The 19,650-nt window shown below is 45.8% G+C and carries 14 protein-coding genes and 1 tRNA gene; 7 read left to right on the top strand and 8 right to left on the bottom strand.

Annotated elements, in window-relative coordinates; all coding sequences use genetic code 11:
- The 4 genes from ACXIT9_RS03350 to ACXIT9_RS03335 form a co-directional block, all read left to right on the top strand.
- The coding region (locus tag ACXIT9_RS03350) for a T9SS type B sorting domain-containing protein (RefSeq protein WP_458054827.1) at positions 1–2,667 on the top strand (2,667 nt) is incomplete at its 5' end.
- Between the two features lie 9 nt (positions 2,668–2,676).
- Positions 2,677–3,642, top strand: coding sequence for a PorP/SprF family type IX secretion system membrane protein (locus tag ACXIT9_RS03345; protein ID WP_458054826.1), 966 nt, complete (start codon positions 2,677–2,679; stop codon positions 3,640–3,642).
- A 15-nt stretch (positions 3,643–3,657) separates the two neighbouring features.
- Positions 3,658–5,631 carry an OmpA family protein gene (locus tag ACXIT9_RS03340; protein WP_458054825.1) on the top strand — a complete coding sequence of 658 codons (1,974 nt, stop codon included), beginning with the start codon at positions 3,658–3,660 and terminating at the stop codon, positions 5,629–5,631.
- Positions 5,632–5,707: 76 nt separating this feature from the next.
- The gene (locus tag ACXIT9_RS03335) at positions 5,708–6,292 is read left to right on the top strand and encodes a DJ-1/PfpI family protein (RefSeq protein WP_458054824.1); all 585 of its coding nucleotides are present in this window, start codon (positions 5,708–5,710) and stop codon (positions 6,290–6,292) included.
- Between the two features lie 81 nt (positions 6,293–6,373).
- On the opposite strand, the gene ACXIT9_RS03330 is transcribed toward ACXIT9_RS03335, so the two are convergent.
- The gene (locus tag ACXIT9_RS03330; protein WP_458054823.1) at positions 6,374–7,897 is read right to left on the bottom strand and encodes a DUF4394 domain-containing protein; all 1,524 of its coding nucleotides are present in this window, start codon (positions 7,895–7,897) and stop codon (positions 6,374–6,376) included.
- 164 nt (positions 7,898–8,061) lie between these two features.
- Between ACXIT9_RS03330 and thiD the strand changes: the two genes are divergently transcribed.
- A complete protein-coding gene (thiD, locus tag ACXIT9_RS03325) occupies positions 8,062–8,901 on the top strand; it encodes a bifunctional hydroxymethylpyrimidine kinase/phosphomethylpyrimidine kinase (RefSeq protein WP_458054822.1) in 840 nt (279 codons plus the stop codon).
- Positions 8,902–8,991: 90 nt separating this feature from the next.
- Here thiD and ACXIT9_RS03320 read toward each other — a convergent pair whose 3' ends face one another.
- The 3 genes from ACXIT9_RS03320 to ACXIT9_RS03310 all read right to left on the bottom strand — a co-directional run bounded on the left by ACXIT9_RS03320 (position 8,992) and on the right by ACXIT9_RS03310 (position 11,412).
- A complete protein-coding gene (locus ACXIT9_RS03320) occupies positions 8,992–9,648 on the bottom strand; it encodes a CatA-like O-acetyltransferase (RefSeq protein WP_458054821.1) in 657 nt (218 codons plus the stop codon).
- Between the two features lie 16 nt (positions 9,649–9,664).
- A complete protein-coding gene (gdhA, locus tag ACXIT9_RS03315) occupies positions 9,665–11,008 on the bottom strand; it encodes an NADP-specific glutamate dehydrogenase (RefSeq protein WP_458054820.1) in 1,344 nt (447 codons plus the stop codon).
- Positions 11,009–11,338: 330 nt separating this feature from the next.
- Positions 11,339–11,412: transfer RNA gene (locus ACXIT9_RS03310), tRNA-Ile, on the bottom strand.
- A gap of 214 nt (positions 11,413–11,626) precedes the next feature.
- Between ACXIT9_RS03310 and ACXIT9_RS03305 the strand changes: the two genes are divergently transcribed.
- Both ACXIT9_RS03305 and ACXIT9_RS03300 read left to right on the top strand, forming a co-directional pair.
- Positions 11,627–12,265, top strand: a complete 639-nt coding sequence (locus ACXIT9_RS03305) for an HAD family hydrolase (protein ID WP_458054819.1) — start codon at positions 11,627–11,629, stop codon at positions 12,263–12,265.
- Positions 12,246–13,373 carry a site-2 protease family protein gene (locus ACXIT9_RS03300; protein WP_458054818.1) on the top strand — a complete coding sequence of 376 codons (1,128 nt, stop codon included), beginning with the start codon at positions 12,246–12,248 and terminating at the stop codon, positions 13,371–13,373. Before ACXIT9_RS03305 ends, ACXIT9_RS03300 begins: the two co-directional genes overlap by 20 nt.
- Positions 13,374–13,579: 206 nt before the next feature.
- Here the strand turns inward: ACXIT9_RS03300 and ACXIT9_RS03295 are convergent, their stop codons facing one another.
- The 4 genes from ACXIT9_RS03295 to ACXIT9_RS03280 form a co-directional block, all read right to left on the bottom strand.
- Positions 13,580–13,876 (bottom strand): rhodanese-like domain-containing protein, encoded by a 297-nt coding sequence (locus ACXIT9_RS03295; protein ID WP_458054817.1) that lies wholly within the window; start codon positions 13,874–13,876, stop codon positions 13,580–13,582.
- A 5-nt stretch (positions 13,877–13,881) separates the two neighbouring features.
- On the bottom strand, positions 13,882–15,747 hold the full coding sequence (locus ACXIT9_RS03290; protein ID WP_458054816.1) for a T9SS type A sorting domain-containing protein: 1,866 nt from the start codon (positions 15,745–15,747) through the stop codon (positions 13,882–13,884).
- Positions 15,748–15,749: 2 nt separating this feature from the next.
- Positions 15,750–16,514, bottom strand: a complete 765-nt coding sequence (locus ACXIT9_RS03285; RefSeq protein ID WP_458054815.1) for a PASTA domain-containing protein — start codon at positions 16,512–16,514, stop codon at positions 15,750–15,752.
- Between the two features lie 73 nt (positions 16,515–16,587).
- On the bottom strand, positions 16,588–19,647 hold the full coding sequence (locus ACXIT9_RS03280; RefSeq protein ID WP_458054814.1) for a M43 family zinc metalloprotease: 3,060 nt from the start codon (positions 19,645–19,647) through the stop codon (positions 16,588–16,590).
- Between the last annotated feature and the right edge of the window lie 3 nt (positions 19,648–19,650).

The following is a 19,650-nucleotide window of genomic DNA, read 5'->3' as shown; positions in this document are numbered from 1 at the left end:
GGGGTCTTGAATGGCCTAGATGTGAACTGGCTCCTGGCAGATGTAGCAGCCGGTGAGACGGTGACCTTGAACCTGGTGGTGCGCAGTGCGGACGGCCTAGCGGATGGCGTAGAGATCGTAGCGCAAGCGCGCGGCACGGCAGCAGCGGATCCACGTGGCGAGCAGCTGAGTAATGAGGTACGCGTGACGGTGAATGCCTTACGTGTGGCCAACTTAGAAGTGTTGAAGACGCCGGCTACGGTTAATGTCCTAGCGGGTGAGTCGATCACCTACACGATACGCGTGCGTAACGTAGGGAATGCGGCTGCGCGCAATGTGGTGGTAACGGATGCACTACCTGCGGGTACGGTATTCGAGAGCGCTACAGCGGGCGGAGTATTTGGCGGCGGCACGGTGACATGGAACGTGGCAGAGATCGCTGCGGGCGGGGAAGTTGTCCTCGAGCTAGTACTGGGCATCCCAGCGAATACAGTGGCGGGCACGGTGATCCGCAATATCGCGGTGGCCGACAGCCCGGATGATCCAGACGGTCCGAAGGAGAATGCTCCGGATCCGGATACGGATGTAAGGGTAGAGACCTTAGCGAATCTGGCCATTATGAAGCGTTCGGATACACCGGTGGCGATTGCGGGTGAGAACTTGGCGTACACGATCACGGTGACGAATAATGGTCCAAGTGATGCACAAGAGGTAGTGGTAACGGATCCGATTCCGGTAGGAACCAGCTTTGTAAGTGCAGACATGGGCGGTATGCTTGCCAATGGCATTGTGACCTGGAATGTGGGTACAATTCCTGCGGGCGAGACCGTGACCCTAAGCTTGGTGGTGCTCGTGGATGCGAACCTGGCAGACGGTACAGTGATTTCGAACATCGCTAGGGTAGAAAGTCCTACGGATCCGGACACTCCAAAAGAGTCTGATCCAGACGAGACGCCAGTGGTAAATGAGCGCGCAGACCTTGAAGTCATAAAAGTTGCCGATGTCACTACGGTGCTACCTGGAGATACTTTTGGCTACACCATTACGATTCGTAATACGGGTAATGCCCCTGCTACCCAGGTTCGTGTAAGTGATCCATTGCCGGCTGGAACTGAGTTTGTTCGTGCAGATAATGGGGGTGTGTTTGAAAATGGGGTGGTGCGCTGGGAGATACCGGTCATTGCCGCAGGCGAATCCATCAGCCTGCGCTTAGAGGTCCGAGTGAGTGAGACGATTACGGTGCCAAGTATCGTGAACATTGCGACAGCGGAATCACCAGATGATCCGGATGGGCCGAAGTCAAATGAACCAGGAGATGGAGTGACAGTGGATTTCAGAGCAGATCTAGTCATCGAGAAAATCGCTGAGTCTGCAGTGGTCAATGCGGGAGAACTAGTGACCTACACCATCCGAGTTCGAAACATCGGTGCGGGCGTGGCTGAAAATGTCCTGGTTCGCGATGTACTGAACCCTGCGCTAAGTTTCGTGTCGGCAGATAACGCCGGGGCTTTTGAGTCAGGAGTGGTTACTTGGAATTTAGCTGCTATCGCAGCAAATGAAACGGTAGTGCTTCAACTGCAAGTGCGTGTAGATCCGCTTCTTACTGCAGAGACAACGATAGAGAACATCGCTACGGTCATCTCACCATCTGATCCAGGAGGAGAGAAAGCGTCTGATCCTGAAGTTATCACGGTGAATCCTGGACAGACCACGATAGAAGTTACGAAAGTGGCCGATAGTGACCGGGTGTCTGTAGGAGATCAGCTAGCCTTTACTATTACGGTGCGTAACACTGGAACCTCGCCTGCTATCGGATTAATCGTAGTCGATGATATTCCGGAGTCGCTGATGATACTTTCCATATCTGGAAATGCAGTTTCTACAGGTAATCGCATCACATGGACCGTTCCGGTGTTACAGCCAGGACAGCAGGTTACATTAACGGTGGTCACCATGGTGATAAGTGAGGGTGCTGCGATCGTGAATACAGTCCTCGTAAGTGGCGAAAATGTGCCAGATGAAGAGGCAAGTACAGACCCGATCGGGTTTAATACTGCTGATCTGGAGATTACGAAAGAAGTTTCTGCCGCTGTAGTACAGGTGGGTAAGCAGTTTGAATATCGATTAAAAGTGCGTAATCTTTCTGCTAATACAGCAAATGAAGTGATCGTCACAGATTTTATTCCGCTAGCTACTCGCTTTGTAGATGCCTCTCCAAGTGCGGGAACAGTGAGTTATGATAACACAACACGCGTGCTTACGTGGACTGTTGACGCCCTAGCCGGAGGAGAAGAAGTGATGCTGAGCATACGTGTAGTAGCCGAAAAAGCCAGTGAACTTGTAAGCAACACGGCGAGGGTGACTGCGCGTGAACGAGATCCTGATGAATCAAATAACGTAGCCAACGTACAGCATGCGCAACTTGAGTTCCGCATTCCGAATACATTCACGCCAAATGGAGATGGTATCAACGATACCTTTGAGGTACCAGGTTTAGAAGCCTTCTTCCCTGTGCGACAGCTGTTGATCGTGAACCGTTGGGGTGTAGAAGTCTTTAGATCCGCGAATTATGCGAATGATTGGGACGGTGGTAATCTGAATGAAGGTACGTACTTCTACCAGTTTACTTTGAGAGATGCACAAGATGCAGAAATCGTGTTAACGGGTTACGTAACCATATTAAGATAAGACCAGCAGATGAAACGAAAAAGTATATTCCTTCTTGCATTAGTCCTCCAGTTTTTTCTGGAGGCTAATGCACAACAAGTTCCTCAGTACAGTCAGTACATGTTCAACCCCATCTTTATTAATCCTGCGTACACGGGTTATAAGGATCAGTTGTTTCTACAAAGTTATTACAGGAAACAATGGGTAGGACTAGAAGGCGCTCCGGAAACATTTTTGGTGGCGGCGGATGGTTTTATTCCCGATAAAAATCTTGGTATTGGGGTGATCGGTATGTCGGACCGGCTAGGTATGCAGCGAACCTCGGCTGTCTATGCAAACATTTCTTATCGTTTACAGCTTAGCCAATATGATTTCCTTCAGTTTGGAATAGGTATCGGTATGGTAAATGCGGTTCTAGATGGAGGGCTCGCGGAAACTACCAATCCCGATGATCCCACGGTACCCGTAGGTCGAAATGATGTCTTGTATCCGGATTTAAAAGCAGGTGTATTTTATTTTAATGAACGCTTTTATTTTGGTGCGGCATTTGATAACTTGCTTACACCAATATTGGATTTCGATAATGGTCAGGTCATTGCAGAGCCTAGGTCTCACCTATTTTTAACAGGTGGTGCAGCCTTTGCCTTGACTGACAACGTTGATTTTCGTCCATCTTTTCTTTGGATGGATGATTATAGAAGTCCTGCACGAGTAGATTTAACCACAAACTTTTCTTTTTACGAAAGACTCTGGGTAGGAGCTTCCTACAGAACGAGTGTTGATTATGCGAATAGGTCACTATCGCCAGACTTGCAGCGCGCTACAGCAGTGGTGGCGATGTTCCAAGTTTTCTTGACGGAGGGGCTCCGAATAGGCTACGCCTATGACCATAATATCACAGGCTTTAACGTGCGTAATTTCACGACGCATGATATTTCCTTAGGCTTTATGCTGCAGGGAAGGCGTGTAGGCACCGTTTCACCGAGATATTTCTAAACCAAATGAAAAGTAATGAAAAATAATTTACGTTCTAATGTAATCCTCCTCTCCCTTGTGAGTTTAATGATCTTTGCCTGCAGTTCAGGCAAAGATCGTTTTGTGAAAAGGGGTATGGAACAAGAAAAGCTCTTGAATTATAGCCTTGCGCAGCATGAGTATCAAAAGTCCTGGACTAAACGTCAAAAAGAATATGCTGGAAGAGGACTTGCAACTTCTTCTTTTAAAATGAGAAATTTTGAGGCTGCCGAGTCTTGGTATCGACAGCTAGACAATATGGGCAAGTTGAAAAAGGGAGATTATATGCCTTATATCCAAGCGAAAATAGCCAATGCACGTTTTGATGAGGCTGAAACCATATTTCAGCGGTATATTACCCTTTTGGAAGAGGATCAAAAAAACAGTCAGCAAACGGTTAATTTGGGTAAATCTATTCAAAATGGAAAAAATCTAGTGAATGCCGTTTCATCAGCTCAGGTAGTTCCGCTGGAGGGTATTAATACTGAATTTGCGGAATTTGCTTTTCAGGTTAAGCCGGATGCTTCGGTGTTATTTTCAACAGATAGATTCGATGGAAAGCCAGGGTCTATCAATAGAAAAAATGCATTTCGCTCCGAAAGATACGGATGGACAGGGAACTCCTTTCTAAGAGTTATGACAGGCAGCCTAGATACCGCAGAAAATAAAGTCTCAGGCTTACAAAGTGTAGATGAACTGAAGCATCCCTATCACATAGGACCAGTTAGCGAGGGAGAGAAATACATCTTCTTCTCGAAAACGCAAGAAAACAGAAAGGCAAAAGGAATTTCTTTGCGCAAGCGATTCGTCACTGTGCAGCCTGAATTGTACTATCGGGAAATTGAAGAAGATGGAAACCTAGGGTCAGTAAAGCGTTTTGCTTTTAATGATGCTTTAAAGCATGCCGTAACGGATCCCTTTTGGCACGAGCCTACACAAACACTTTATTTTGCCTCTGATATGGCGGGTGGCGAAGGTGGCTTAGACCTGTATAAACTTAAGCCAAATCCGGATGGCAGTTGGGGCGAGCCTGAAAACTTAGGGCCTAATATAAATACTTTCGGAGATGACCGCTCTGCATTCATAGATGCTAAAGGAGATTTTTACTTTGCCTCCTCTGGTCATCCGGGTCTAGGTGGATTAGATATTTTCGTTATTCGTGGCGGAGATGTAGCTTCAGGTGAAATCCAAAATTTAGGAGCCCCGATTAACTCTGCACGCGATGATTTCTTTTACACGGCCTTTGGTGATAAGACCTACCTTTCCTCCGATCGCAGAGGATCTAAAGGTATGGAGGATATTTATTTGATAAAAAGTGACGAAAAAGAGCTAATTAAACTCTATGGGAAAGTGTTTGATAAGGAAAGCAAAGCACCGATACGCAATGCCGTCTTAACTACCGTCAGCAAAAAAACGGGTGTAAACGCACGATTTATTAGTGAAAGCGATGGTAGCTTTATGTTTCTTCTACCTATTTTAGAAGCCCATGATTTGACGGTTTCTGCCACAGATTATATGGGGCAAACATTAGAATTGGCTCTAAAAGGAAATCAAGAAGAACGTGAAGCTGGTGAAAAGTACGTGGAACTCCTGCTGCAAAAAGTAGAAGTAGATCGAGTATACACAATAGAGAACATCTTCTATGATTTTGACCAATCCTTTATCCGAGAAGATGCAAAGCCTCCGCTGAATGAATTAGTGAAGCTGATGAAAGCCTACCCCTTGATGGTTGTAGAATTGTATTCCCACACAGACTCTCGTGGTACGCGTGCCTACAATCAAAAGCTATCCGATCGTAGAGCCCAAGCTGCTGTGGATTATATCATTAGTCAAGGGATAGGAGCCGGCCGCATTACTGCGAAAGGTTTCGGGAAAGATCAGTTGGTTAATGGTTGCGATGGATCTATCGAATGCACGGAGGAACAGCACCAAGAAAACCGTCGTACAGAATTTAAAATCATCAGCTATTAAGCGTTAAAAACGTATAATTTATTTTCTTTTTAAGCTCCGGTTCGTACCTTGAACCGGAGCTTTTATTTTAAACATCATGTGGAACGTAGTCCTTTTAGCCTTTGAGAATATGGAAGTCCTCGATTTTGCGGGGCCATTCGAAGTGTTTTCGGTAGCGAATCAACTTAGCGATTACCAGTTGTTAAACCTACGTGTTGTGGCGGTGACAGATGAACTGAAGGTATGCGCAAAAAATGGTTTGACTATTTTGGCAGATATACCACTACATGCAGTAGAGGAAGTGGATATGCTTATCATCCCCGGCGGAGATGGTACCAAGTTGCTCCTAACCAATCAAGCTAGTATGCAGGGTATACGCACCCTAGACCAGAAAGCCCGTTTTACTTGGTCCGTTTGTAGTGGAGCACGTATTTTAGCTTGTTTAGGTGCTCTAGACCACCAGCCGTTTACTACCCATCATTTGGTTATTGAGGATGTGCAGAAACTAACTGAAAAGGGATACTTTGTGGAAAAGCGTTTTGTCCAAAACAGCAAATATGCCACCGCAGCTGGTGTAAGTGCTGGGATCGACTTGGCCCTGCATATGTTGATCCAGTTAACAGATGTGGATTTCGTACACCAAGTGGCGCGCTATATGGAATATCCATTTATTCCCGAATAAGGATACCTCATAAAAAAAGCATGCATCCATTGGATGCATGCACTGCGAATTTAATCGCTATATACGGGAAACTATAAAATGCTAGAAGCCTAATCCCACGGTAAAGCTCGTCGCAGGAACATTAAAATCTACGAGTTTTTCAGCCCTTCCGGATTCATTACTTACTGAATAAATTGCGTAAGCGCCATTTACTTTAAGTAAAGCGTACCCCATATTGCTTTTCCCTCCAATATCATAGCCGTTTTCTGCCTCTATATCCACACCAAGATCTCCGATCAACACTAAGCCACCATCATTTGGTGGATCCTGTCTAAAGAGCTGATTGGTCTCACTATCCATCACATATAGGACTGTAGAGGTAGTGCCTGCAAAGTTATTTGTATACGCAGCTCCATTGACGAAAGGCATACCTGGATTTAAGGAACCATCCACTGCCACCACAGTACCTAGATCTGGATGTAGGCGCAGGTTTTGGCCTGTATTACTTACCAAACGAATTCGATCCACTGTAGGATTGAAGTCAAAACCAAAGCTACTTCCTTCTAACATAGGGTCTAAAGTACCTACCACGGCAGTAGCACCATTTGACGTATTGATCGTCAGCATACGACTCGCGCTGGTAATTGCATAGAGTTGGCCGTTTTGTGGTCTGAAATCTAAACCTACCACTGTTTCACCCTGCATCATACCCTGTAAAGCGATGGAGTTCATCTGTGGGCGCATGAAGTTAAAGCGATACAGACGATTATTTGCATCCGTCGCATAGGCGATTGGATTGGTTTTAAAGCTTAACGCGATAACAGGTAGATCGAAGTTGCCCACCAGCGTCGCCTTACCTGTAGAAAGGTTAATCGTAAAAAGGCGTGTGCGGCCCTCATCACGTACGGTCGCTAGAGAAAAAATGTTATCAGGAGAGATATCGAAGCTACCGATTCCCTCTAAATCCACACCAAGATCACCAACTTCTGCTAATCCGCCATCATTTGGAGGATCCTGAATAAAAAGCTTGTTGCTTTCGAAATCTATATCATATAATAAAGTACTATTGGAACCTGCGAAGCTATTGGTGTAAGCCACAGCACCAATTCGTGGATTCGTGCCTCCACTAATAGAGCCATCTACAGCCACTACAGTACCCAGTTCTGGATGTAAACGTAAATTTTGACCCGTCGCCGTTACTAATCGGATCCGGTCTACTGTTGGGTTAAAGTCCAAAGAAGGCTTATCACCATCAATCATCGGATCTAATGGCGCTGTACCCAAGGCGGTAGCTTCTCCATTAGTTTCATTGATAATTACCAAGCGGCTTTGGTTCGTGATTCCATATAGCTGCCCAGTGGCAGGACGATAATCTATGCTTAACACAACTTCGTTATCTGCCAGTCCCGTGATAGGACGGATATCCATTGGCGCATTGAGGTTACGTGCATTAAAAGTAGCCATACGCCCATCTTCAGTGATTACAGTAAAGATTACATCTGGAGCTGTTCGAATAATTTCCTGCTCAGGCATCATTTCAGCCATCTCTTCGTCGCAAGCGGAAAGACCAAGCAGCAGGCCACTTGCCAAAAATAAGGCCGCAGTTCGTTGGAATAAGTTTTTCATCTTTGAATTGGTTTTGTGAAAGGATATTACATGTACGTACAAGTAATTCCTATTGGATTATGTGGTTAAAAAATAGGTCAGTTGAAAGTTGATAGAAAGGATAGCTAGCACTAAACTTTTTTCCAGCACATTGTTTAGTATCTTTAACGCACAAAAGTTTTACAATGGAAAAAAGCACCTATGTGCCCGTACTCTCAATAGCGGGCTCTGACTGCAGCGGCGGAGCGGGTATCCAAGCGGACTTAAAAACGTTTTCAGCTCTTGGCTGCTATGGTATGACCGTACTGACTGCGCTCACCGCGCAAAATACCACTGGTGTACGGGCCATACATCCCGTTCCCATAACCTTTATCCAAGAACAGCTCCATGCCATCATGGAAGATATTCCTCCTATGGCTATAAAAATTGGTATGATTAATAGCCCTGAGGTGGCGCAACTGCTAGCAGCTTTTCTGGATAAATATCCCGGCATTCCTGCTGTTTTCGACCCTGTTATGATAGCTACCTCTGGTGCTAAATTAATACAAGAAGAAACAGTCGCGCTATTAAAAGAGACACTTTTCCCGCGTGTAGACTTGATCACCCCAAACCTAGATGAGGCTGCTTTCCTGATTAATAAATCGCTTAGCTCATTGGCAGATCTGCGCTTCGCAGGAGAAACGTTATTGAATGACGGGGCGAAGGCCGTCTTAGTAAAAGGCGGGCACATGGAAGGGGAAACACTTTACGACTACCTTGTCGATCATACAGATCGCTCTGAAACCTTTCCTGGAAAACGCATAGCCACGGCTAATATGCATGGAACGGGCTGCTCATTATCCTCAGCAATAGCAGCTTATTTAGGAAGGGGAGAAGGATTATTTGAAGCAGTAGCTGCTGCACATCGCTACATAAAAGGGGCACTTGATGCAGGAAAAGACGTGGTCATCGGTGCGGGTCCTGGACCATTAAATCATTTTTTTCAACCTGAGCCTCTTAAAAAACGCATTCTTACTGCCGGGTAACCGTTAAGCAATACATACGCATGTGGGCGGTAGACTTTCTTAAAGTTTACCGCTCATATGCGCTTATATGCATACTGACTATTTCGAGATTTATTCAGTCTGCTCGTAAAGCAGGCGCTCAAAAAGCTGATAAAATTCAGCCACATGAAAACCATCCATCAGAGCATGATGCCCATGAACAGAGACGGACATGTATTTGCCCTGTTCGCCTTGCATGAGTTTGCCAAAAGCAATTTTGGGGCAGCTATCCTTTTCTTTAAAAGGACGAGCATGTGAAACAGAGGTAAAATTCAACCAAGGAAGGCTACTGAAGTGAATGACTCCCTCTCCTGCACGCGCAGGAAATAGGCTTGTACTTCGGCTTACTTCTTCCACAATATGTGCAGCATCCCTATAAAAAGCCTGCTCATCTTCCTGATAAGGGATGTAAGAAAAGCCGAAAGTATTATCCTTTCGCATGATCGTGCAAGAACCATCGATTCTTGAATATCGGTAAACAGTACCGTCTATCACCCTTAACTTGAAGGCTTCAAGTTCATTTACTGCCTTAAGAGCACGATACAAGTAGTACAGAAAAAAGGAAACTCCTTGCTTCTTTGCACGTTTGTATGCCTTATGGCAGTGGACGGTGGCGCACACGCCAAAAAAGGGCTCTTCAAAGGTGTTAAAAAACTGAAAATGCTCCTTACGCTCCCAATTTTCTACTGGGAAAATTTCACGTCTCGGGGGTCCTATCTGCGCGTTCATATTTTGTCTTCATGAATTATATTCCTTGTTTACTACTGGCCACAGCGACACGCTCAAAACCTGCAATGTTAGCAGCATCATGATAGCTACCCTCAGGTAAACCATAGGCCTTCATCGTTTCCAAGCAGGTACTGTGAATGTGGCGCATGATGTCGCGAAGCTGTCGATCCACTTCCTCTCTAGACCAGTAAATTCCTGCACGATTCTGGCTCATCTCCAAACCAGAAACCGCCACACCTCCAGCATTCGAAGCTTTTCCAGGTGCGTAGAGAACAGGGCTCTTTAAGATTATTTCTTGCGCTTCACTGTTAAGTGGCATATTAGCACCCTCTGCGATAAGCAGAACGCCCTGTTTGACCAGTTGCTGCGCGACTTTTCTATCGATCTCGTTTTGTGTGGCACAAGGAAATACACATTGCGCCTCTAGTTCCCAAAGTGTGTTGGTATCCTTGTGAAAGGTTATTTTTTGTGCCTCATCTGCTAGGACTTCTAGAGATTCACCCTTTTCTAGCTTTACTTTTTTTAACTTTGCTAGGTTTTCTTCAGTCAATCCATCCGGATAGTGAATCCAGCCACTAGAATCCGATAAGGCGATAACTTTTGCTTCCTCCTGAAGCAGCTTTTCTGCTGCATAAACAGATACCTTTCCTGCTCCTGTCACGATACAACGTTTACTTTTTAAAGAGTAGCCGGCATCTTCTAACATGTAGGTGGCGAAATAAATTAAGCCATAGCCAGTGGCTTCAGAGCGAAGGTGAGAACCACCCCATGTGACTCCTTTTCCCGTGAGCATCCCCTCAAAGCTGTCGCTCAGTTTCTTGTAGGTGCCAAAAAGATATCCGATTTCTCGCTCACCGACCCCGATGTCTCCCGCAGGAATATCTCGAAAATGTCCCAAGTATTTATAGGCTTCCAACATCCAAGCTTGACAAAAACGCCGGATTTCAGCCTCGGATCGGCCTTTTGGGTTAAAGTCAGCGCCTCCCTTTGCCCCGCCGAGGGGCAAACCTGTAAGTGCATTTTTAAACGTTTGCTCGAAAGCCAAGAATTTTAAAACACTAGGTGTTACATTCGGGTGAAAACGAAGCCCTCCTTTATAGGGGCCAAGTGCATTATTTGCTTGAATTCGGTAGCCACGATTCACCTCCCATTCGCCTGCATCGTTTTGCCAACATACCTTGAAACTGATTACCCGATCAGGCTCAGCAATTCGAAGTAAAAGATTTTCCGATTTAACATGTGGACGCTGCTCTAAAAGTGGACCTAAACTTTCAAAAACCTCTTTCACCGCCTGCAAATATTCTTTTTCGCCTGCATAGCGCTCCTGAAGCAGTTCGAAAACTGCCTGTGCTTGTTTCATAATGGATCTTTAGTGGATTATAACAGGTAAGTTAAGTAAAGAATTTTGTTTTTTACTAACAGTACATCAGAATCCAACAATTCATGGCTAATTCATCCGTATACGCCGCAAAAATTCGGGGGCCTAAGAGGAAGTGTTCTACAACCATCAAGGGGCTCATGGCGGACACCCATGAAGTTGATGTCACCAGTAATGCAGGTTGATCAGTAAGTGGGACCGCAGTAGTGCTGCAGGATGAGCTTAGTAGGGAATAGTCCCTATACTATTACAAAATGATCTTTCAACTAGCAAAAAAAGAGTCCAAAGCCGAAACGACTTTGGACGTAGGGGTGGGCCCACCTGGGCTCGAACCAGGGACCCCCTGATTATGAGTCAGATGCTCTAACCGGCTGAGCTATAGGCCCGGTGCGATTACTCGCTTTCGGAATGCAAGTTTACGCATTAAGCGTCTATTCTCCAAGACTCTTTGCCGCTTCTTCTCTCAAATTTTATCTGAAAATGCCAGCTCCTTGATTTTCAGTCAAAAAAAATTCCCCTTCCTCTAAAAATAAAATTGGAAGCAAGATCATTTGGTTTACGTCACTTAAGGTGGGATATTTGGGACCATAAACTATAGCCATGGCCGCACTTTCAGGAATTCAGTTTTTACTCTTCGACTTAGGAAACGTCATTATAGATATCGATTATGCCCACACGATCGAGCAGTTAAAAGTTCAGCTGCCTCAAAATAAACATGAGCGGTGCGCCTCTTTTTTTCCTAGTAACTTCCATAAAGCCTACGAAAGAGGGGAAATCACCGATGCCGAGTTCCGACAGGCAGTGCGCCAGCATTTTGAGGAAAATTGGTCAGATGAGCAGATTGATGCCCTCTGGAACTCTTTACTTTTCGATATACCAGCAGACCGGATCCAGCTTGTTAAAAGGTTGAAGGATACTTACACGCTTGGCGTTCTCAGTAATACGAACGCCATTCATATACGTGCTTTTAATGCTATCCTGCAGGAACAGCATGGTTATGAAAATCTGCATGGACTTTTCGACTATGTCTATTTTAGCCACGAGTTGGGCCTTTCCAAGCCAGACCCCAAAATTTATCAAACAGTAGCGGAGAAAACGGGGTTTAGTCCTGAGCAGACCTTTTTCTTTGATGATTTGGAAGCTAATATTCAAGAGGCTAAAAAAGTTGGGTTTCGGGCCTATCAGATCAAAGATAAAAATGCTTTGACCCTTTTTTTTGATGAAAACCTATCCCACTAAAACCATCCTCAAGCATCTTGGACTGTTTTTGCTTACGCTGCTGACGACCACGCTGGCGGGGGCAGAATGGCTCTATGGCAAAACCATCCTTAGCCGCGAGGGAGAGCATGCGCTCACTATGGCGTATTTTCTCCGGGCGCTGCACTTTTCTGTTCCCTTTCTCTTCATCCTCCTCGTACATGAATTGGGCCATCTGCTGACTGCGCTGCACCATAAGGTGAAAAGTAGTTTGCCCTTCTTCATTCCAGGCTGGCTGGGTTTCTTAGGCGCCCCCTCCCTCGGAACCTTTGGCGCTATCATCCAAATGAAGGGATTTATTCGCAGCCGCCGGCAGTTTTTCGATATCGGAGTGGCAGGTCCGTTGGCAGGCTTCGTCGTGGCCCTAGCGCTGCTGGTGTACGGATTCCTAACTTTACCTGAAGCCGATTACATCTACAGCATTCATCCGGAATATGCGGATCCGAATTACGCCGGTCCAGATGCAGAATCAGGCATGGTGGCCTTCGAGCTGGGCTATAATGCCCTCTTTTGGCTACTAGAAAAAACCTTAGCGGATCCGGAAAGGATGCCCGAGATAGGAGAGGTGATTCACTACCCGTACTTATTTGCAGGTTATTTGGCTCTTTTTTTTACGGCTTTAAACCTTTTGCCCGTAGGGCAATTAGATGGCGGCCACGTGATTTACGGCCTTTTTCCGAAGCGTCATAAAGAAATCGCACTTACCGCTTACACCCTCTTCATCGGCCTTGCGGGCCTTGGCCTAATCCACCCGCAGGATACGACCAGTGAACTATTGATCAGCATACCGCTGTACGTTGGTTTTCTGTTTATCTGCTACCGCAAAACACCCATGCACAACCAAACTCGCCTCGCATTGGTTTTAAGCTTGGCTGCGGTACAGTATCTCAGCTTATTTTTCTTTCCCAACTTAGAGGGGTATGCTGGATGGCTTTTCTTTGCCTTCATTCTGGGTAGGGTGCTTGGCATCTATCATCCGGAAGTGGTGGATGGCCGTCCCTTAGATCGTAAACGCAAAATTTTAGCTTGGATCGGTATCCTTATCTTTTTGCTTTGCTTCACTCCACGGCCATTTACCTTCGACCTGTAAGCAAAGTACCTAAGGTGGTTCATAGTTTTCGCTTTTAGCTCCTTCAAACTTAGTGTCTTCTCAAAGAGCAAAAAAAACCTGAATCAAACGACCCAGGTTTTTAAACGTATTTAAAGCAGTTTAAACCCCATTTCTTTCAAGATGAAAACGAAATGGTACTCTTTATAACGGTTTAACTGCATAAAGGTTGGGGGTTTTGTAGGGTATTACAAAGCCCGATAGGCTAAAATTCCACCGAGGACATTACGCACCTGTGTAAAGCCCTGAGAAAGTAAGTATTGCTTGGCATTACCTGATCGAGCACCAGAACGGCAGTGGATAATAATTTCTTTTTCCTTATACGGCTCTAAGGTGTCTAGAACTTCTGGTAGGGTGCCTAAAGGGATGTTTTTTGCCCCTAAATTGTCTTCTTCATACTCCCATTCCTCACGAACATCGAGAAATAAGAAATCGTCGCCATTTTCTAAGCGCTCTTTTAAGGCGCCAACGTGTATGTCTTCCATAGTGATCATTGTACTAATACGCGTGTTGAATATGTTTTTCCATTTTTGGCGTATCGGAGAAGGTAAATCCCCGAGCGCATGCCGGTAAAGTTAAGCATTTTGCCCATACTATCCTCGGTTACTGGAACACTTACTTGTCGACCCACAGGGTCAAAAACCGCGACAATGTCCACATCTTGGGCTTCTACGCGCAAAGAATGCACTACTGGGTTCGGGAAAATGCGCACCTCAGAAGCAGGCTCTTCCTCATCTTGTAAGCGGAAAGGAGGATCTAAGCTGACATGTGGGCGAATGAGCAAGGCGCCTCTTACCTCTGTATTTGGCTGCCAGCCCCCTCCGATGTTAAAGAGTATCCGTTCTCCGGCATCTTCACGCGTATCTAAACCTACATGGATAAAATCATTTGTAAACTGCATGAAGCCTACATAAAATGTTCCATTCACTTGTACATTTTCATCTATGCTAAAGGTACCGAAGTCAGCCAGCTTATCCTTTTCCGGAATGATGGCTTCTTTCACATAAATAGGCGGATTCTCTAGGTCATCCCAAATCAAAATATCCACCCCACGTCCTACCTGTGCGAAATTCGTGAAGTTAACAGAAAGTTTAGTGATAAAAACGGGCTGCGTACTTTCAAAAGTCACGGCCAGCATGCCCTCTCGCTGATTTATACCAGCTGAGTAGTCTACATTTCCGAAATCGTAGGCATAAAAGTCTTCTAGCGGTAAACGAACACTGCTGCTATCATTTATGCGAAAATCGATAGCAGGAAAGGGCTGGCCTACACCATTAAACTCGCGTACATAGATACCATCATCTGCCAAGATCCTGCTCTTTACTTGCCAAGATCCTGGTCGAGTAACTTCAGGCAGTGCGGAAGGAGTGGCACTTAGTAAATTTCGTTTTTCGAAGGCTAAAGTAACAGGATTAATCGGCGAATTTTGATTGACGTTTTCGGTAGCCTCTTCCCCTTGAATCGCGACGCTGAATTCCATGGCGATCGGGCGGCTACTGAGATTACTAAACCCTAAGGAAATTGGATTCGGCGTGTTGTTTGCCACATACGCATCTACTTCGAACCAGGGAAGTGCCGTGTAGGGTCTTAGTGGACTACCCGGTCGTGTATGAATACTTCTGTCTTCAAAACTCCTGTTGCCTAATGTTCTACCCTGATCTAAAAAGATATAATCAATTATCCAGCTATCAAATGGACCGCTGATTCTTCCTCGCATTGTGAAACGAAAGCGAAAGTTCTCATGATGAAAAGGCTTTGCGACTTGGATTTCGGCATACTCGAAAAGCTCACGGTTGCGCTCGTTGCCACCGTTTATCTCCCAGACATCAATCCATTCGCCTGCTGCATTTAAAAAGGCTACACGCAAAAGATCTCCCGTATCGGGAAGTTCAGCTCTCCCGCCTGCCTGCCAGTAAAAGCTGAGCACCACACTTTCTTCCCATCCTTCGGGAATTGCGGATAAATCAATTGGCTTAGAGGTCAAGCGATCTCCCTGGCCCTGTTCGATAGCTAAAAGTCCATAAGGTCTGCCACGCTCGTCTGTGCCATCAAGCAATACCTGCCCGGTACTCGGTGGACGGATGCCTACGGAGAAGCTATGGGTGGCACCTCTAGCTTCCCAACGTGTAGAATCTATTTTGCCTGAAGAGAAATCGTCCCAAAAAGGCAGCTGAAGAAGTTCTACAGTCAAAGAATCGCTTTGTAATCTTTCAATTCCCAAAAGCCTCGCCCGCTCCTGGGTGCTTGGGTCTGGCAAAGGAGTAGGAAGCTGCTGCAATTGTGCTTGCGCATCCTGGAGACTGAAGCCTAAGACTCCAAAAATAAAGCATGCGATATGGAGGACACGCAGGTGCATGCCTACCGATTTTCAAGCTCAGAAATCCACAAATCTATTGGGTCGCCAGTCTTTACCTCGAACCCAGCTGGTGGAGATTGTTCTACTATCGTACCCTGCGGAACAGTGTCTGTTTGCACATAAGAAATTCTTCCCAAGCGCAAACCTGAACCGATAATTAAAAACTCTGCATCTACCTCATCGAGCCCAATCAGCATCGGCACATCTAAAATTTGATTGCCCATACCATCTCCTACCACAAGGTCAATCTGGGACCCCTTAGGCAACTCAAAGCCCTCTGGGATATTGCGCCCTCGGTATTTTTGTTCTAAAACGACATTAATGCCGATGTCAGGTACATACACGATTTCGCCTCGCACTAACCCCATGTTCGCGAGGATTTCCTGCACATTACGCAGCTGACTATTCACCAAATTGGGCATTTTTACTAAGGGGGCATTCTCCGCATTTAAGGTTAGGTACACCTTGCGGTTTTTTTTCACCTTGCTTCCAGCACGCGGATTTTGACGTAATACCGTAAGCGGTGCCACCTCCGCATTATAGCCACTGTCGGGCGAAATTTCTAAACGCAGCTCCGCCAAGGTTAATAATTGATCCAGTTCGGAATAGGAATATCCTTCCAAACTGGGTACGGTTACTGTCTGCCCATGCTTGGTGTATGAGGGTAAAAAGACCTGTAAAAACACATACGCCACCACAAAGAAGAGGACACTCGCCGCTAAAAAATTTAAAACGATGAGTTTTAGCTTTGTCTTAAATCCGCTCATAGCACTAATTTATTGTAAAATTGGGTGCAAGTTAGCCAATTTCGCACGTAGTAAAAACAGAAATACTCCTGAATTATTGTATGATTAACTTTTTGGTTTCTGATAAACTTCTGCTTGTGATTTTCACTACGAAGACGCCTTTTGAAAATAAGGCCGTCGTAAAGGAATACGTTTGGTTAAGCGTGTTCGGGAAGCTTTGCTCGTAAACAACCTGCCCGGTCGTAGAGACCACCTGCACAAAAACATCTTCAAAATTTAAGAAATTAAAGGCTAAGCTAAAAACATCACGCGCAGGGTTTGGATAGAGACGCGTACTGTTTAGTCCAGGATCTACCGGGTTCGGGTTGTCCGATAAAAACAGTTCGATGTCATCTAAGAAAATCGGCGGATTATCAGCATTAGCGCTTTCCAGCGCAAAGGCCACACGCAAACGGTTATTATTTCCTCCCGTAAAGTCATTCAAATTAATAAACTCCCGCACAAAATCTCCAGGATTATTCCGATTCGGAAGATCGGACGCTGTTGTGCTTAAAGTTTCGCCATCTAATTCTAGTAGGGGCGCATAATTTAACCCTCCATCCTGACTGATGAGTACCCGTAACCGTGTAGTTAAGTCGACAGGTCCCGCTCCTCTTCTAAAGAAAAGGCTCGCAAAGCGCGCTTGAGATAGGTCAAATATCGGTGAGCCCACCCAATAACTATCACCATCACGGGTGTTCCGAAGAACCAGCTGATTATTACCATCCCCAACAGGAGAAGGTTCCACCCGCCAGACAGTATTGTTTCGCTCTGGGTTTACGGTGAGCCAAGGAGCTAGTGCGATCGAACCATTAAAGTTTTGTCTCCATGGCGTTTCCATGGTGGTCGAACTAAAAATGGCGAACTGTTGGAAATTTATCGGAGGAGCCGGGTTTTGATCGAAATTTGGGTTAAGCAACTGATAACGGAAGCTATTCGTGCCTTCTATCGTAGGTGAAAGGGGTAAATTCAAAAGATTTATACCTCCTACCGGAAGTGCCTGACCGCGAACGATAAAGGTTTGGCGTGGATTATTCGTCACCTGACGCTCTAACAAGAAGCCGCTGATGGGTAAATTACCTGTGTTCTCTACAGCCAATACCTCATTTCCATTACCTCCTGGAGCGGCAATGGGGTTAGGAGCTACTAACTCTGTAATGCCCAGGTCATAACGGAACTGCTCCTCTGCTAATATCTCGAGATCTTTTATGAAAATATTATTCCCAAAACCATTTCGATTAATGATAGCCACTCTTACCTTTCCAAGTGAGGCAAACGGGGCCAAATTGACGATTTCCCTACGAAATTGGCCTGCTGAAACTGGAACAAAGGGTGATTCCGCCGGTGGAACTGTTTGGATAAAGGTCTCATTCTTAAAATAAGGCGCTCCTGCCAAGTCGAAATTATTACCACAATCCTGAGAGATGGCCACGATTAACTCATCGGCAAACTGCGCTCCAGGAAATGGGCCATGTGCCAGATTAAAGGTTAGCTGTGCATTTGGAAATGCTTCTAGGTCAATCTGTGGGGATACGATGAAATCTTGTTGCCCGCGTGCATCATATTCGAAGTTATTCATCTTAAATAGGCGCGTCGGTGTGCCATCGATCGTCACTACCGTGTCGATCCAAGTAATAGCCTCGTCCGGGTTGATAATTTGCCAAAGCCCTGATTCTAAATCCTCAAACTCAAAAGTATAAGGCAAACTAATTTCACCCTGTAGGCGCGGCGCTGAGCGGAGCTGGGTGGCAAGTGCAGAGCCATTCATTTGTCCATTTACCTGTACGATGGCTAATTCAAAATTATTATTTTGTGCAGCCAGTGTGATTGGATTAAAACTCAGCAGCGCACGTTCTCCTGTAGCCAAATTTAAGGAAACTGTTTGTCGCTGGAGTAAGGAACCATTATTACGTAGTTCTACCACGGCGGAGCTGACGACATTATTTCCATTATTCACGACCTCCACAGCAGGTGTTACGGTGAGTTCGCAAATAAAGTCTAGAGGCTCTATTAAATTTAATGGGGTTAAACTATTCGGGTTCAGCTCTGGCTCTTGTGTGGCGCGGCCATTGACCAAGGTGACGCGTCGGGGACTGTTCATGAGGACAACGTCCATTCGTTCTTTTTGTCCCAGCGTAAAAATATTCATGCACGCATCGACCGTGTAGTCCATATAATTTTCGGTCATATCGCGACTGCCACAGGTAAAGCGTGGGTTGTTAATACGGCATGCAGCATTAAAACCATCTTGGTTAGGTGTATCTGCCACGAAATCATCTACATCACAGTTGCCATCTCCCCAGATATGGCGTAGACCCAAAAAATGGCCTACTTCATGTGTGGCTGTTCTTCCAGCGAGTCCATCGAGCGCACTCCCTCCCACGCCGAAAAAGCGAAAGTCTACTGTAATCCCATCTGCCTCGCGGGGAGTAGGAGCGAAGTTGAGCCCGGGTAGGTTACTCACAGGAAAGCTAGCAAAACCCAATAGGGGGGAGTTCAGGGGGACTACCCAAACATTTAGATAATCTTCCGGCGGCCAAGAGGAAAGAGAGGCGAGAAGCATGCGGTCATTTATGCCATAAGAGCCTCTGGGGCCTTGTACGCGGTTAATACCATCCGTCGGTAAGCCGTCAGGGTCCTGTTTTGCCAAGATGAATTCGATACCCACATTAGCTGCTACACTTCTAAATTCTGCGGGGGTGTTGACTGTGTCTGGATTTGTTCGGGTAAAGTCTTCGGTTAAAATACGAATTTGGCTCTCGATCTGCGAGAAGGGGATATTTGCACCCTGGCCTACGGGTTCACCATTATGAATGACGTGAACGACTACCGGGATGATGCGACGCCCATCGCTTAATGTGCGTAAGGCTTCTGGATTATTTTGTAATTTTTGGATTTCTCCTTGCATCCAAGTTTCGAAAAATTCAGGGCTACCTTGAACGCCCATCAGCGCCTCTTGCTCCTTTTCTATCCAGACGGCCCCACACTTTTCATCATGAACATGCTGGTAGGGCGCTCCAAAAAACTTCTGTGCACGGGTGGTATGAGTCGAAGCTAAAAAAAGGAGGAGTATCCATATAGCGACACTCACTCCAGAACGTATTTTTTTTATCATCCG

It is taken from the genome of Nitritalea sp., assembly GCF_054166705.1.
The sequence above is the reverse complement of the archived record's forward strand: the minus strand, read 5'-3'. Positions and strand labels throughout refer to the sequence as shown.